Origin of the sequence: Caballeronia sordidicola (assembly GCF_000729995.1) — a bacterium.
GTDB lineage: Bacteria > Pseudomonadota > Gammaproteobacteria > Burkholderiales > Burkholderiaceae > Caballeronia > Caballeronia sordidicola_A.
In genome coordinates this window covers 47,351-63,002 of sequence record NZ_JNFG01000201.1, presented here as the reverse complement: position 1 = coordinate 63,002, position 15,652 = coordinate 47,351, and the positions used below count along the sequence as shown (strand labels likewise).

General features: G+C 60.5%; 11 protein-coding genes and 1 pseudogene. 11 read left to right on the top strand and 1 reads right to left on the bottom strand.

Annotated elements, in window-relative coordinates; translation table 11 throughout:
* Positions 1 to 4: 4 nt before the first annotated feature.
* A complete protein-coding gene (gene garD, locus FH08_RS0139025; RefSeq protein WP_031363545.1) occupies positions 5 to 1,558 on the top strand; it encodes a galactarate dehydratase in 1,554 nt (517 codons plus the stop codon).
* Positions 1,559 to 1,646: 88 nt separating this feature from the next.
* On the opposite strand, the gene FH08_RS0139020 is transcribed toward garD, so the two are convergent.
* Complete coding sequence (locus tag FH08_RS0139020) at positions 1,647 to 2,528, bottom strand: LysR family transcriptional regulator (protein WP_031363544.1); 882 nt, start codon at positions 2,526 to 2,528, stop codon at positions 1,647 to 1,649.
* Positions 2,529 to 2,632: 104 nt separating this feature from the next.
* On the opposite strand from FH08_RS0139020, the gene FH08_RS0139015 reads away from it, so the two are divergent.
* The 10 genes and pseudogenes from FH08_RS0139015 to FH08_RS0138970 all read left to right on the top strand — a co-directional run bounded on the left by FH08_RS0139015 (position 2,633) and on the right by FH08_RS0138970 (position 15,270).
* Positions 2,633 to 4,231: an MFS transporter gene (locus tag FH08_RS0139015; protein ID WP_081889739.1), complete on the top strand. Its 1,599-nt coding sequence runs from the start codon at positions 2,633 to 2,635 to the stop codon at positions 4,229 to 4,231.
* A 232-nt stretch (positions 4,232 to 4,463) separates the two neighbouring features.
* Complete coding sequence (locus FH08_RS0139010) at positions 4,464 to 5,828, top strand: amidase (RefSeq protein WP_051888881.1); 1,365 nt, start codon at positions 4,464 to 4,466, stop codon at positions 5,826 to 5,828.
* Between the two features lie 32 nt (positions 5,829 to 5,860).
* Entirely contained in the window at positions 5,861 to 7,324 is a 1,464-nt protein-coding gene (locus tag FH08_RS0139005; RefSeq protein WP_031363541.1) for a mechanosensitive ion channel domain-containing protein, read from the top strand.
* Positions 7,325 to 7,585: 261 nt separating this feature from the next.
* Positions 7,586 to 8,986, top strand: a pseudogene (locus FH08_RS0139000) (ATP-binding protein); the annotation flags it as partial.
* Between the two features lie 202 nt (positions 8,987 to 9,188).
* Positions 9,189 to 9,827, top strand: coding sequence for a hydrolase (locus tag FH08_RS0138995; RefSeq protein WP_031363539.1), 639 nt, complete (start codon positions 9,189 to 9,191; stop codon positions 9,825 to 9,827).
* A gap of 114 nt (positions 9,828 to 9,941) precedes the next feature.
* A complete protein-coding gene (locus tag FH08_RS0138990) occupies positions 9,942 to 11,819 on the top strand; it encodes an amidohydrolase (RefSeq protein ID WP_031363538.1) in 1,878 nt (625 codons plus the stop codon).
* 85 nt (positions 11,820 to 11,904) lie between these two features.
* A complete protein-coding gene (locus tag FH08_RS0138985) occupies positions 11,905 to 12,546 on the top strand; it encodes an HD domain-containing protein (protein WP_031363537.1) in 642 nt (213 codons plus the stop codon).
* 26 nt (positions 12,547 to 12,572) lie between these two features.
* A complete protein-coding gene (locus FH08_RS0138980; protein WP_031363536.1) occupies positions 12,573 to 12,818 on the top strand; it encodes a DUF1427 family protein in 246 nt (81 codons plus the stop codon).
* Positions 12,819 to 12,886: 68 nt separating this feature from the next.
* The gene (locus FH08_RS0138975) at positions 12,887 to 13,819 is read left to right on the top strand and encodes a hypothetical protein (RefSeq protein ID WP_031363535.1); all 933 of its coding nucleotides are present in this window, start codon (positions 12,887 to 12,889) and stop codon (positions 13,817 to 13,819) included.
* Positions 13,816 to 15,270 carry an alginate export family protein gene (locus FH08_RS0138970; RefSeq protein WP_035568437.1) on the top strand — a complete coding sequence of 485 codons (1,455 nt, stop codon included), beginning with the start codon at positions 13,816 to 13,818 and terminating at the stop codon, positions 15,268 to 15,270. Before FH08_RS0138975 ends, FH08_RS0138970 begins: the two co-directional genes overlap by 4 nt.
* Positions 15,271 to 15,652 lie beyond the last annotated feature (382 nt).

Genomic DNA, 15,652 nt, shown 5'->3' with positions numbered 1-15,652 from the left:
TGAAATGGAACAGTCTCCTCTCTACATTCGTGTTCATCCGCTCGACAATGTCGCGATTGTCGTCAACGACGGCGGCTTGCCCGAAGGCGCCGTGTTTGCCGATGGTCTCGTGTTGCGCGAGCGGGTACCGCAAGGCCATAAAGTGGCGCTCGCCGATCTGGCCGAGAACGAAGCCGTGGTGCGCTATAACGTGGTGATCGGATACGCGTTGAAGGACTTGCCCAAAGGAAGCTGGATCAACGAACACGTGATCCGGATGCCGGAGCCGCCGGGCCTGGAGGATCTGCCGATCGCCACGCGCGCGGCACCCGAGATGCCGGCGCTGGAAGGGTTCACGTTCGAGGGGTATCGAAACGCCGACGGGACCGTCGGATCGCGCAACATTCTTGCGATCACCACGACCGTGCAATGTGTGTCGGGCGTTGTCGAGCATGCGGTTGCGCGGATCAAGGCGGAACTGTTGCCGCGCTATCCGAACGTCGATGATGTCGTCGGGCTCGAACATACCTACGGTTGCGGTGTTGCTATCGATGCCCCCGATGCCATGGTGCCTATCCGCACCGTGCGCAACATCAGCCTGAATCCGAACTTTGGCGGCGAAGTGATGATCGTGAGCCTTGGGTGCGAAAAGCTGCAGCCTGAGCGTTTGATGCCCGTCGGCACGATTCCGATTGCGACGGCAGGCGACGATTCGAATGGCGACGTTGTCGTGTTGCAGGACAATGCGCACGTCGGGTTCCAGTCGATGATCGATTCCATCATGCGTACCGCTACGCACCATCTCGAACGGCTGAACCAGCGGCGGCGCGAAACTTGTCCTGCCGCCGATCTTGTGATCGGTGTGCAGTGCGGCGGCAGCGATGCGTTCTCCGGACTCACGGCGAATCCCGCAGTTGGTTTTGCGACCGATCTGCTGGTGCGTGCGGGCGCGACGGTGATGTTTTCCGAAGTGACCGAGGTCCGCGATGGCGTCGACCAGTTGACGAGCCGCGCCGCTAACGCCGAGGTTGCACAGGCGATCATCCGCGAAATGCAGTGGTACGACACGTACCTGAAGCGCGGCGGCGCGGACCGCAGCGCCAACACGACGCCGGGAAACAAGAAAGGCGGGTTGTCGAATATTGTCGAGAAAGCGATGGGCTCGATCATCAAGTCGGGCAACTCCGCTATCTCGGGCGTGTTGTCGCCCGGCGAGAAGGTGAAGCAGAAGGGCCTGATCTTCGCGGCAACGCCTGCGAGCGATTTCATCTGCGGCACGCTGCAGGTTGCCGCCGGTATCAATCTGCACGTGTTCACCACAGGGCGCGGCACGCCGTATAGCCTGGCAGAAGTCCCTGTCATCAAGGTCGCGACACGCTCCGATCTGGCACGTCGCTGGCATGACTTGATGGATATCGACGCGGGTCGCATAGCAACCGGCGACGCGACGATTGAAGACGTGGGTTGGGAATTGTTCCGCTTGATGCTGGACGTGGCGAGCGGACGCAAGGAGACGTGTGCGGAGCATTTGAAGCTGCATAACGCGCTTACTTTGTTTAATCCGGCGCCGGTGACCTGAGCGGCCGGTTGTTGAAGCTTGACCGCTGCCAGCCGATAGATGGTTCGGCTGGCAGCGGTGATCTCTTTCCCCAACCATGCGATCCGGCTCAACCGACCATCAACTGTTTCGTATAACTGATAAACGCGTGTACAGCAGGCGCACGTTCATGCCGGCGAAATGCCATGGCAACTTCTGATACGATTGGTTTTCCAGCAATAGCCTTATAAACCACGCCTGGAAGTGAAACGCAATCGCTGAGCGTACGCGGCACCACTGCAACATTTCCCCCTAGCGAAACACAAGCTAGTACTGCGGCCAACGGTCCGGGCCTCGGGCCCAGTTGCGGTTGAAAGCGCCCTCTGCGCCCGACTTCAAACGTCCCAAAGTCCTGCTCAGGCAGAGCAAAAACACAGTCACGCAATTGGGCGGGAGAAACACTCGCCGATTCAGCCAGCAACGAGTCTTCAGGAATTGCCAGGATGAAATCGTCGCGATACAGCGTGATCGCCTGGACGCCCTCTGGATAATGCAGGGGCGGCCTGACATACGCGACGTCGATAAGACCTTCAGCAAGCATGGCCGGCACGCGGTCCATCGCCAGTTCGCTAATGACCATCTCTATGCGGGGATTGTCACGGCGAAATCCGCGGACGGTGTTTTGAAGCACACCCGCAAATGCCGCCGACGCAACGTATCCCACCTCGATCCGGCCCAGCTCTCCGCGCTCGGCCAGCGCGGCGAGTTCCTGCCCGCGTGACAAGTGGGCAAGCGCGGCCAGCGCTTCAGGCAAATACGCCTCTCCTGCCGCAGTCAACGCAACGCTGCGTTTGGTCCGATGAAACAGACGCACGTTCAGCAGCCGCTCGGTTTCCTGAATCTGCTTGGTGAGCGAGGGCGGTGCAATGTCCAGCTCCTCAGCCGCGCGGGCAAAGTGGAGATGCCTGGCAACGCACACAAAGCATCGGATATGACGAAGTTCGAGTTTCACTGTATTAACGTTTTCGTGAATAATTCAGTGATCTTACGTTAGTGACGATTAATACGGGTACAGATAGCATTACAACCACCAATTACATTTCGATGGTGGTATGCATGTTTCGAGGAAGTACACCTATAAACCATGAGCATTCTCCGGACACGGATCTCAACCCGGCGTTGAGCACACAGGCAGCGCGATTCGTTTTGGGCACTGCCTCGGCAACCTGTGCGCTGATCGTCCTCGATACCAACGTGGTCGCCGTTTCCCTTCCATCGATCGCGCGATCGTTCCACGTGGGTTTTGCTGACGTCGAATGGGTCGTGAGTGCCTACATGGTCGCTTTTGCATCGTGCTTGCTGGCCGCCGGCGGCATAGCCGATCGCTTCGGCCGAAAAAAACTGATGATGGTCGGTCTGGGTGTCTTCTGCCTGGCATCGCTCGGATGCGGGCTTGCACCCACCGCGCTTTTCCTGAATCTCGCTCGTGCGGTAAAGGGCGTGGGTGCGTCGATGTTGCTGACCGCCGCGCTCGCCGTGATAGCCCATACCTTCCCGGAGGGACCCTCGCGAGCGCGCGCCTGGGCGGTATGGGGCATGTGCATGGGGCTGGCGACCACGGTCGCGCCGTTAGTCGGCGGCGTGATTACGCAGTGGCTCGGGTGGCGATGGATCTTCCTCCTGAATCTTCCTGTCTGTTCGGTGCTCGCCTGGTGCGTGCACCGCTCTATCCGCGAGTCGCGCAACCCTCAAGCGGGGGCAATCGATGTAATCGGGAGCCTGTTGTTTGGTGCCTCCCTGGCGCTTGGAATCTGGGCACTGATCGGAACACAAACAGACGGTTGGAAAAGTCTTCCCACGATTGTCAGGTTCGCAGGAGGTACAGGATTGCTTATCGCTTTCCTGAAGCTGGAAAAGAACCGTGCTCATGCGATGATTGACCTGTCGCTGTTTCGTCAGGCGCGTTTTGTTGCTGCTGTGCTTAGCATGTTCGGCTATGCAGCGTGTGCTCAGGTCATGATGACGTTCCTGCCGTTGTATCTGCAGAATGCATTTGGATGGCCGGCGGTCAGCGCGGGTATCGGAATGCTACCGTTTGCCACTGCCATGATCGCGGGCCCCTACGTAGGGGCGTGGCTCGCAGGCCGGCTTTCCAGCGTTACGCTGCTGACAGTCGGGCTTGGCCTGATCGGCGCGGGGAATTTATTGACCGCATCGGTATCGATGGATCAAAGATACTGGCTGGTCGCACTTGGCATGATCGTCACGGGCTGTGGCGCCGGCATACTAAACGGAGATACGCAGAAAGCGATCATGGCGTGCGTTCCGCCCAATCGAACCGGTATGGCTTCCGGCATCAGCACGACCACGCGGTTTACTGCGATTGTCACGTCCGTAGGGGTGCTTGGCGCCGTGCTTGCATCGCGGACTCAAACGGCGCTCGACGTAGCCTTGGCCAATGCTCCCCCAGTGAGGAATTCGCTTGATGCCGACTTCATGTCCAGATTGCTAGCCGGAGACGCGTCTCACGCGACCGAGCATTTAGCGCCAGCCGCAAAGGCGTTCCTGGCATCCGCGGCTCCGGCAAGTTTCGCGAGTGGTTTCGCGTCGGCGCTGTGCGTTGCGGGCGTGCTCGCCCTGGTCATTGCTGCGATCGTATGGGGTTTGGCTGGCCGACGCGTGCGTCCTGCGACGCAACCGCTCAGGGAGGGATGACGGTGCGTCAATCATGCTTAGCGTTCGGAGGCTGATTCAGCTTCCTAGAGAAAATCCTTAAGGCCGGGCAAACGCCCGGCTTAGCCGTTCGTGCTTCAAGACAGCCCCGCTAGCGGTAGTTGGCAGCTACGCGCCTCCTTTGCCATTATTATCTCGAGTCAAGTGACTGGCATACTTAGGCCTTGCGCGTTTAGGCCACGGAATACAAAACCATACCGGGATTATTCACGAGATGACTGAACCAGCAAACGCACTTACCCTGCTCGACATCCGCCGTGCTGTCGAGAGCGGTGTTCTGACGATCCAGCAAAGCATTGAATCCGCCGATAAGGCCGCCCGGCAAAGTCAACCGTGGTTGCACGCATTCAGTTATCTGCCGGATGCGCCGGTGGTCAATCAAACCGACATCGGGTTGCCGCTCGCGGGTATTGCCATCGGCATAAAAGATCTCATCGACACGGCGGACATGCCGACCGAGTACAACTCGCCGGCATACGCGGGCCGCACGCCTGAGACCGATGCGGTACTGGTGGCGCGCTTGCGGCAGGCAGGTGGATCCGTTGTGGGAAAGACAGTTACAACAGAGTTCGCCTGGCGCCAGCCGGGTCCGACGGTCAATCCATGGAATGAAAAGCATACGCCCGGCGGCTCGTCCAGCGGCTCTGCCGCGGCTGTGTCGGCGGGGATTGTTCCTCTTGCATTCGGGACCCAGACGTTTGGTTCTGTTATTCGCCCAGCAGCGTATTGCGGTGTCGTGGGGTTCAAACCGACCTATGGAAGTATTGCCAGAACCGGTGTGTTGCCGCTGGCGCCATCGCTGGATCACATCGGAATCTTCACTGGCAACGTCGCAGATGCGGCATACGCCTTCAAAGTCGTATCGGGTTCCGACGACCAGGACTTTCACTCTTCACACATACGTAGCAAAAACGAAAGCCAGGGCAACGACGGCGGTGCGTTCATCCGTATCGGCATGCTGCGCAGGCAGGTCGGCACCGCGATGGAACCGGCTCAGGACAGCGCGTTGGCCCGGCTGGCGGGGCAACTGGAAGCCGATGGAGCGGAGGTCGTCACGGTCGATTTGCCGGCTGAACTGCTGGACATAGGGCCGCTGGTATCGGCCATATTGGCGGTAGAAGCGGCGGTGGTGCATGGTCCGCTTCTGGACCGGTCGCCCGGCTTGGTCAGCCCGGTCATGACGTCGTTGATCAATGAGGGCCGCGGTATATCGGGCATCGACTATGCGCGAGCGAGGGCTGCGCAGGTGCGGCTGGCTCATCTCTTCGACCGCTGGTTGCATGAAGAGATGCGGTTTGACGTGCTTCTCGTCGCGCCGGCTACAGGGGAAGCGCCAGTCGAACTCGACTATACCGGCGACGCTTCGTTGTGCGCTCCATGGACATTCCTGGGCGTTCCGGCTATCAGCCTGCCAATCGCCCTTGGGCCCGCCGGTCTTCCGCTCGGCGCACAACTGGTCGGCGCGGCACAACACGACGAGCGTTTGCTCGCAGTAGCCGCGTGGGTGGAAGCGCGAGCGGGCTGGCAGGCGGTGAAGGTGCGGGCAAACACCGGTCCTCGCCCGTTCGTGGTGCGGTAACGCTGAAGGTCCTCTATGTCGGGAGCAGTCTTGTGAAAGATCCGCTGGTTCTTGGCTTCGTGCTGGTCATGGTGAACGTCGTGCTCTGGCGCGCAGCGTTTCCACGCAACGACACCCTTCGCTTGCTGCTCAGACTGGTGATCTTCGCGCTGCTGAGTGCGCTGCTGATGTTCGGATCGACCCTGAGTCCCTTCACACCGGCACCATGGCCTGAGTCCCCGGGCCGCCATCTTGCGGCCCAGATCCTTGAGGTTTCGTGGTGGCTCCTCGGTGCGCGTCTTCTTACGATGTCACTGGACGCAGCGTTCCAATCGCGCCAATGGCACAAGGACCGCCTTTTCCAGGACGTACTCGGTGCGCTGGTTTTTCTTGCCGCCGTCGTCGCCTCGCTAGCATTCGTGCTGGGTTTGCCGGTGACGGGACTGGTAGCCACCTCCGGTGCGCTGGCTATCGTGGTGGGTCTCGCCATACAAAGCACACTTAGCGATGTGTTCGCCGGGATCGTGCTGAACACGACCGAGCCGTATCACATTGGGGACTGGGTTTCAGTGGATGGCGTGGACGGCAAGGTGCTGGAGATGAACTGGCGGGCGACCCACCTGCTCACTTCACAGGGCAATGTTGTCATCGTCCCCAACAGTCTGGCGGCCAAGGCCAAAATCACCAACAGCAGCCGTCCCGTTGCGCTGCACGGCGTGTCCATCGCGCTGCAGATTTCACCCGAAGAACGTCCGGCTACCGTCCTTGGTGCGCTGGAACGCGCGGTAGCGGGAAGCAATATGATTCTGCAAACACCCGCACCCTATACGCTTGTCAAGAGAGCCTCGATCAACTCGATTGAATACGAGGTCACGGTTTATATCGACGACATGGGCAAGTCTGTGGTCGTGACGAACCAGCTTTACGATCTTTGCCATCGTCATCTCGCAGCTGCGGGTATCGACCTCTGGCCACTGAGCGGTCCACGGCCGCCACGCCACGACGCTGCCGACAGCCGGCAACGGCTCCTGTCACATGTCGATCTCTTCCGTGCCTTGAAAACTGAAGAGATCGAAGCGCTGTCCGGCAGACTGTCCCGTCACGAATACGAAGCAAATCAGGTGGTGGTCGCGTCAGAGGAGGTGATGGACTATCTGATGATCGTCGAGTCGGGTGTCATGTCGGTGATCGTGAAGGGACCCTCCGGCCCGGTCGAAACCGTGCGCCTGGGACCTGGAGATTCTATCGGTGAAGCGGGCGTGCTGGCGGGTTTGCCGGTTCAGGCGCAAGTCACGGCTTTGACGCGAGCGGTGCTTTATCGGCTGGACAAGGTGGACCTGACGCCGCTGCTGAAGAGCCGGCCGGAAATAGGCCAGCAGATGTGCCAGCTGCTTTCGGAACAGCAGGACACCCTGCGCAAGCTGAACACCGAGATACCCGCGCCGGTGGGCACCGAACGCACGCTGCTGGACTGGCTGCGCGAAGGCATGCACAAGCTGCATGATCTGACCTTTTAAAGAATCCACCCGGCAAGCCGAGGAGTAGCGCAGGGTTCCATCGACATGCGGGCAACGCTTGCCGGCATAAAACCTCTTCCACGCTGCCATGCATTGCACCGCTCGTGTGTCTTGCGAACCGCAAACACATCAAGATTTTCGATGGGTGGAATCGAAATTTTTCAATCTTTGATTCGTTCCCGTGCCGTAAGATTTGCCATCTGAATCGCTTATTACCGTGACCTGTTTTTTCATCCGTCACTCTTCGGAATCGAGCGTGCGATGGTCCGGATCGGGCAACTTCTCATCTCCCTCGAAAGCAGGGAAATCCAGCTTGACAGCGAGTCGCTGCGCATTGGCAGCCGCGCGTTCGACATTCTCGAGCTGCTGATCCGCGCACAGGGAACGCTGGTCTCGAAGGACGAGATCATGCGCCGCGTATGGCCTGATACGGTGGTCGAGGAAAACAATCTGCAGGTGCATGTTGCTGCCTTGCGCAAGGCGCTCGGTGCAGATCGTGATCTGATCAAGACGGTGCCAGGACGCGGTTATCGGCTGATGCTGGCGCATGAAGAGGCGCCCTTGCAGCATGAAACCGCCGCAGGTTTGTTGCCATGCGCTTCGATCATGCTTCCTGCCGGTGTATCGGCTTTGATTGGCCGGCAAACCCTGGTCGCGCAAGTGCTGGGCGGACTGAATGCCGGGCGCGTTGTCACGCTGGTCGGTGCGGGCGGTATTGGCAAGACGCGGGTTGCGCTGGAGGTTGCAGGTCAGGCCACCATGCGTTTTCCGGACGGCGTGGTGTTCGTACCGCTTGCCTCGGTGTCGAATGCGCGTTTCGCGCTGGAAGCACTGGCCGGTGCGCTTGGTATTAAGTTGCCTGCGGGCCGCTTGTCGTCCGATCTGATCGCAGCGGAGATAGCTGGCCGTCGTGTGCTGATTGTGCTCGACAATTGCGAGCATGTGATCGACGCGGCCGCGGAAATGGCCCGTGCCATGACGGCCGTCAACCCCGCGTTATGCGTGCTGGCTACCAGCCGCGAGGCACTTCGCATCCAGGACGAGGTGCTGTATCACGTGCCGTCGCTCGACGTGCCCCCCGATGCAAGCCTTGGCGACGAGATCCTTCAAACAAGTGCGGTGCAGCTATTTCTTGCCCGCGCCCGCACGATCGATCCGTGCTTTTCTTCCGATGAACGCAGCATCTTTCTTACCGGCCTTGTATGCCGAAGGCTCGACGGCATACCGCTTGCGATCGAACTAGCGGCGGCGCGTGCGGCAGTGCTCGGCATTGAGGTCCTGGTGGACCATCTCGACGAGTGCTTTCGTATCCTGACGGGTGGCTTCAGGGGTGTGTTGCCACGCCATCAGACGTTGAAGGCCATGCTCGACTGGAGCTATCGTCTTCTCGACGATACCGAGCGTACGTTGCTGCGTTGGCTCGGTGTCTTCCTGAACGGATTTTCCTTCGATGCAGCCTGCCACATGGTGGCCGCCCACGGCTTTTCGCAAACCGAGATCCTCGACGCGCTTGGCGGCCTCGTCTCGAAGTCGCTCGTGATTCACGATAGCGGGACGGTTCCTTCGCGCTATCGCCTGCTTGCAACCACGCGGGCCTATGCGCTGCAGCAACTCGAAGACAACGGCGAGCGCAAGGCTGCCGCGCTGGCACACGCGGCCTGGCCCGTGCTGGCGCATCAACGCACGAGCGGCTCGATCCTTTAAGAAGGATTCAGGTCGGCCTCAGGACTTTAAGACTCCCTCTCTGTAGCCTCGAAGCGGAATCGAGATGCGGCAAACGCCTGCCATTTCGGTTATCGACATTTTCCACGGCGGCGTGCGTCGCCGTGCCGATTCAGTCTGAGGCCAGACCAAGGAGCATTCCATGCCGCATGAATTACTCACCCCCGACACGTGTGCTCTCGCGCTGATCGACTACCAGCCGCAGATGTTCTTTGGAACGCATTCGCATGACCGCACGACCATCGTGCACAACGTCCAGGTCCTCGCGAAAACCGCCAAGCTGTTCAACGTTCCCACGATCCTCACGACGATCGCTGCGCAGACGTTCAGCGGCGAGTTCATCCCCGAACCTCAGGCAGTCTTCCCTGAGCAAAAGCCGATCGACCGTACCTCGATGAACTCCTGGGAAGACGCGAACTTCCGCAAGGCCATTGAAGCGACCGGGCGCAAGAAGATCGTGATCGCCGGTTTGTGGACGGAAGTCTGCGTGACGTTTCCGACTGTGCAGATGCTGGCCGCAGGGTACGAGATCTACGTCCCGACCGACGCGTGCGGAGACATCACGGAAGAAGCGCATGAGCGCGCCGTGCAACGCATCATCCAGGCGGGCGCTGTGCCCATGACCTCGTTGCAATTCATGTGCGAGCTGCAACGTGACTGGGCTCGCGGTGAAACGTATGACGGCTGCATGGATATCTTCAAGGCGCATAGCGCATACGGTATCGGCGTGCGTTACGCGAAGCAGATCCTCGGCGAGCACGCGAGCGAAGCGGGCGGCTGAAAGTCCGACGAAGCTTAAAGAACACGCACGTCAACTTACGGCGCGAACCATGGTTCCTACCTTCCGGTGAACCACGTTCGCCGCCGTCGCGCACCCTAAAGCATGAGGACGACGATGACAGCGCCCACCCCTGCCGCTGCGTCCGCGGATGCCATTTTTTTCAACGGCAAGATCGCTACCCAGGATGAGAAGCGATCTTTCGTGACGGCACTCGCGGTCAAGGACGGAAAAATTCTCGCCACCGGCAACGACGCTCACGCGATGCAGTTCGCGCACGCCGGCACTCAACGTATCGACCTGAAAGGGCGCACCGTCATCCCGGGACTTAACGACTCGCATCTGCACGTGATCCGGGGCGGCCTGAACTTCAACATGGAATTGCGCTGGGACGGCGTGCCGTCGCTTGGCGATGCGCTCGACATGCTGCGCCGGCAAGTTGCGCGTACGCCTGCACCGCAATGGGTGCGCGTGATCGGCGGCTGGAACGAGCTGCAGTTCGCGGAGCGGCGCGGCCCGACGCTCGAAGAGATCAACGCCATTGCGCCGGACACGCCCGTGTTCATCCTGCATCTCTATGACAGCGCACTGCTGAATGCGGCCGCGCTGCGTGCAGTGGGGTACACCAAGGACACACCCGACCCGCCGGGCGGAGAGATCCAGCGCGACAAGCGCGGCAATCCGACTGGCATGCTGATTGCCCGCCCCAACGCGGGTTTGCTGTACGCGACGCTCGCGAAGGGACCCAAGCTTGCCTACGACGACCAGGTGAATTCGACGCGGCATTTCATGCGCGAACTCAATCGGCTTGGCGTCACGAGCGCAATCGATGCGGGCGGTGGGTACCAGGCTTATCCCGATGACTACGCCGTGATCATGGGGCTGGCCAAGCGTGGTGAGCTGACGCTGCGCATTGCCTATAACCTCTTCACACAGAATGCGAAGAAGGAGATCGAGGACTTCGCGCGCTGGGTGAAGATGACCAAGCCAGGCGAGGGCGATGACTTCCTTCGATTGAACGGCGCGGGTGAAATGCTGGTTTTTTCCGCGGCTGATTTCGAGGACTTTCTCGAGCCGCGTCCGGACCTGCCGGAGACGCTCGAGCCGGAACTTGAAGCGGTCGTGCGGCTGTTGGTACAGAACCGCTGGCCGTTCCGTTTGCATGCGACCTATGACGAGTCTGTCGACCGCTTCCTGAACGTCTTCGAACGCGTCAACCAGGACACACCGTTCAATGGCCTGCGCTGGTTCTTCGACCATTGCGAAACCATTTCACGGCGCAACATCGACCGCATTGCGGCACTTGGCGGCGGCATTGCTATTCAACACCGCATGGCGTTTCAGGGCGAGTATTTTGTTCATCGCTATGGGGCGCAGGCAGCCGCCAAGACTCCGCCGATTCAGCAGATGCTGGCAGCAGGCTTGCCGGTAGGCGCGGGTACGGACGCCACGCGCGTGGCAAGTTACAACCCGTTCGTATCGCTCTACTGGATGGTGTCGGGCTGCACGGTCGGTGGCATGCAGATGTACGCACCGCAGGACCGCCTGGACCGGATGGAAGCGCTGCGCCGCTATACGGTGGGCAGCAGCTGGTTCTCGGGCGAAGAGGACCGTAAGGGCGCGCTGGTGCCCGGGCAGTTCGCGGACTTCGCCGCGCTCACCGACGACTATTTCACAGTCGATGAAACGCGGATCAAGTATCTATCGTCAGTGCTGACCGTGGTCAACGGCAAGGTGGTTCATGCGGACGCCGAGTTCAGCTCGCTTGCACCGCCGCCGTTACCCGTCAGTCCGTCATGGTCGCCGGTGGCCGAGTTCGGCGGTTATAGCCGATACCAGCCCGCCACTATCCTCCAGCAGGCGTGCGCCGACAGTTGCGTCAACCTGTGCGGCATTCATGCTCATGGTCACATGTGGGCATGGCGCAAACAGGTACCCGTCAGCGATGCAAACGGGTTCTGGGGCGCGCTCGGCTGCAGTTGCTTCGCGTTCTGAAGCGTCGTGGAGAATCAAGGACGATTCAGGCCGCTTGAGGGCGCATGAGCAGAGGGTTCGTGCAGGCTGGCCCAAGGAGGTGGCGATGGCAAAGCGCATCGCGGGAATCGCGATTCCAGACAGCAAGATGGCGCGTGCAGCGGCTGCCGCCGCGCGCGCTATCGAGCCGGATATTCTTTATCGCCATTCATCGCGGGTGTTCCTGTTCGCGGCGCTGATCGGTGTTCGCAGGCAGCTCGTCTTCAACGCCGAGTTGCTGTACGTGGCTGCGCTTTTTCATGACATGGGCCTGACCTCGCTATATCGCGATTCCCGGATGCGCTTCGAAGTGGACAGCGCCAATGCGGTAAGGGATTTTCTCGAGGGTTATGACATACCCGATGACGATGTCGCCGATGTCTGGAATGCGATCGCACTGCACACCACGTTCGGCATTTGTTCGCACATGTCCGCGTTGACCGGGCTGGTTGCGGCCGGTGTCGAAACGGATCTGCTCGGCATGCATTTCGACGAGGTCGGTCGCGTGGAGCGCGACGCGGTGCTGGTCGAATATCCGCGCGGTACGGGCTTCAAGCAGCAGATCATCGACGTGTTCGCGCAGGCGATGGCGAACCGTCCCGCAACCACATTCGGGACGGTCAACGCCGACGTGCTCGAACGCTGCGATCCCAACTATCGGCGCGTGAATTTCTGCGGCCTGATTCTCGGCTCCGACTGGAAAGAATAGTTTTGCTTTAGACAAGAGACTTGACGATGCCCTATCTTATTTCGCTTGCAGCAGGCTTTGTGGTCGGCCTGCTGTACTGCCTGGTGCGCGTGCAGTCACCCGCACCGCCGTTGATCGCGCTCGCAGGATTGCTGGGTATCGTGCTCGGGGAGCATACGATACCGGTGGTGCGCGCTCATCTGTTCCCGGAAAGCGTTCAGGTCCGGCAACTGGAGACGCCCGCATCGGCGAAGCCATCGCCGTCCACCGATCCGGGAAACGGTGGCAAGTGAATCAAGCGCACCGCTTTCCTATCTCCCTTTATATCGAATAGAAGCAGGACAAAAACAGGAGCTTTTCCATGTCGCGCATTTCCGTTTCCCGGCTTGCGGCCGCGGTCGCCCTCGTTTGCGTGTTGCTCGGCACGGCGAGCGCGCCCGGTGTTGCCCAGGCCGCAGCCGAACTCAAGCCGGCGGCGAGCACGAACGTATCCGTTGGTCCTCAGTACGATACGACCCACGTGTATGTGTCCAACGAAGATATCGATGCATTCGTCAACAGCTTCCTGGCGACCTTCGGCGGCAAGGCTTCGCCACGCGCGGTCTTCACCGTGACGCCGACGCCGAGCAAGACCGCATCGCAATACGTGCAGACGCCGGTCGGCATGCTGTCCGTGTTTGCGTTCCAGACGCCGATTCCGTATCCGTTCGGCGACGAGCGGACCGGCTATCTCGTGACCGACATGGATAAGGCCGTGCACGCGGCCCATGCCGCGGGTGCGGATGTGATCGTCGAACCGTTCGATGACCCTATCGGCAAGGACGCGCTGATCCGCTGGCCCGGCGGCTTGAACATGCAGTTGTACTGGCATACGAAAGCACCGTCTTATGGGCCGCTTGAATCGGTACCGGACAATCGCGTGTACATGTCCCGTACGTCCGTCGATAACTTCGTGCGCCGGTTCGTGCGGTTCTCGCAAGGCAAGATTGTGTCAGACGATCGGCATGCGGATTCCGGCGTCATCGGGCGTCCGGGCGAGACCATGCGCTGCATCCGGATTGAATCGGGCTTTGGCAAGATGATGGTGTTCGTGACCGACGGCAAGCTGCCATTTCCGTTCGGGCGCGAGACGACAGGCTACCAGGTGACCGACCTCGCGGCGACGCTGGCGAAGGCCGAGGCGGCAGGCGCTAAGGTGCTGTTTACGCCGTATCAGACTGATAAGGGCAAGACGTCGATCGTCGAATTTCCGGGTGGGTATATCGCCGAGATTCACGACACGACTGCTCAATGACGCAGACGCGACGATTGCTGGCGCTTTTAGGCTTTACGCTGGCGGTGAGTGCGAGCGGCGCGGCAATGGACGCTCGGGCTGCGTCGGATGCGGGCGACGTACCACCTCCCGCGCCCACGCCAGTGACGACCTGCGACGTTAAACGCCCCACGGTCTTGTTTAATCGATGGCAAGAGGACTGGTCGGTGCTCGCGAATCCGTGCGTGCCGCGCGAGCCGCTGGACGGCCTCAAGTACATGCCGCTGGGTGGCGATCCGGCGTCGTACCTCTCGCTCGGCGCGAACCTGCGCGAGCGGCTGGAAGTCAACGATGCCGCGTTGTTCGGCGTCGGTGCGAACCGTGCTGATACGTACCTGCTGCAACGCGCTGAAGTACACGCCGATATCCATCTCGGCGACCATCTGCAGATCTTCACGCAGATCGAAGATGCCCAGCCTTACGGCAAGGATTCGGTGTCGCCGGTCGACAAGAACCCGCTCGATCTCGAGCAAGCGTTCATCACCTACGTCGGAGCGCTCGGGGGCGGTACGTTCAAGTTCAGGCTGGGGCGTCAGGAGATGGCGTTCGACTTGCAGCGCTTCATTTCCGTCCGTGATGGCCCGAATGTCCGGCAAGCGTTCGACGGGCTCTGGACTGACTGGGAGATACAGCGCTGGCGGTTCATAGCCTATGCCACGCAGCCGGTGCAGAACCGTGACGTCAGCGACTTTGACGACGTCTCGAACCGGCACCTCACGTTCAGCGGCGTGCGCTTCGAGCGTCAGGGCGTGGGACCGGGCGACCTGTCCGGGTACTACTCGCGCTATAACCGCGATAACGCACATTTTATTGATGCTGCGGGCGATGAGCGCCGGGACGTGTTCGACTTGCGTTACACGGGCAAGGGCGGACAGGTGGACTGGGATGTCGAGACCATGCTGCAAAGTGGGCATGTTGGCAACAGCACGATTGGTGCGTGGGCGCTCGGGTCGCTGGCGGGTTATACCTTCGGCGATGTTCCAGGGACGCCGCGCGCGGGCATTCAGATCGATGCGGCATCGGGCGATCGTCACCCGGGCGATGGCCGGATAGGGACGTTCAACCCGCTGTTCCCCAATGGCTACTATTTCACGCTGGCGGGTTACACCGGCTACAGCAACCTGATTCACGTCAAGCCGAGCATCACGTTGAAGCCGGCGAGCAACTTGTCGTTGCTGGCAGCCGTTGGCTTCCAGTGGCGCGCGACCACGGCCGATGCCGTGTATGCACAAGGATCGGTGCCCGTGCCGGGGACGGCCGGTCATGGCAGCTTGCGGACCGGCATGTACGTGCAATTGCGCGCGGACTGGACCATCGCGGCGAACCTGATCGGCGCGGTCGAGGCGGTGCATTTCCAGGTCGGCGATGCTATCCGCGCGGTGGGTGGTAGTAATGCCGACTATGTTGGTGTGGAGTTGAAATACGGGTGGTAGGGGGTGAGGGAGGGAGTCGCGGTCGGGGATGGTGCCGGGTTACCAGGTTCTGAGGTAGGTGGCCGGGGGCGATGCCGGGTTGCTAGGTTCTGGTGTTAGCGGTCGGGGTCAGCGCCGGGTTGCTGCTTTCCAGGTTAGTAGTCTGCTTAGGGTACCTAGTTTCTTTATCACTGTTAGCGACTGTGCGTGGCGGCACGTCATTTATTTGTCGCTTTGGAAAGGAAATGACGCGCTGCCGCACGCATGAGATTCTGCAGTTATTTCATCCTGTTGATGGAGTCAGCGTCAGCAGGCTTTGCCGGAATTTAACCCTACTGCCAGCGGGATTTTTCATTTCGTTAGGGTACACGCAGGACGAATCTCGCAACCGTTCTGGCACGAA

Bases quoted from the DNA above. Each gene is read 5' to 3' on its own strand.
- garD (WP_031363545.1), top strand. From the start codon at position 5: ATGGAACAGTCTCCTCTCTACATTCGTGTTCATCCGCTCGACAATGTC.
- FH08_RS0139015 (WP_081889739.1), top strand. From the start codon at position 2,633: ATGTTTCGAGGAAGTACACCTATAAACCATGAGCATTCTCCGGACACG.
- FH08_RS0139010 (WP_051888881.1), top strand. From the start codon at position 4,464: ATGACTGAACCAGCAAACGCACTTACCCTGCTCGACATCCGCCGTGCT.
- FH08_RS0138995 (WP_031363539.1), top strand. From the start codon at position 9,189: ATGCCGCATGAATTACTCACCCCCGACACGTGTGCTCTCGCGCTGATC.
- FH08_RS0138990 (WP_031363538.1), top strand. From the start codon at position 9,942: ATGACAGCGCCCACCCCTGCCGCTGCGTCCGCGGATGCCATTTTTTTC.
- FH08_RS0138985 (WP_031363537.1), top strand. From the start codon at position 11,905: ATGGCAAAGCGCATCGCGGGAATCGCGATTCCAGACAGCAAGATGGCG.
- FH08_RS0138980 (WP_031363536.1), top strand. From the start codon at position 12,573: ATGCCCTATCTTATTTCGCTTGCAGCAGGCTTTGTGGTCGGCCTGCTG.
- FH08_RS0138975 (WP_031363535.1), top strand. From the start codon at position 12,887: ATGTCGCGCATTTCCGTTTCCCGGCTTGCGGCCGCGGTCGCCCTCGTT.
- FH08_RS0138970 (WP_035568437.1), top strand. From the start codon at position 13,816: ATGACGCAGACGCGACGATTGCTGGCGCTTTTAGGCTTTACGCTGGCG.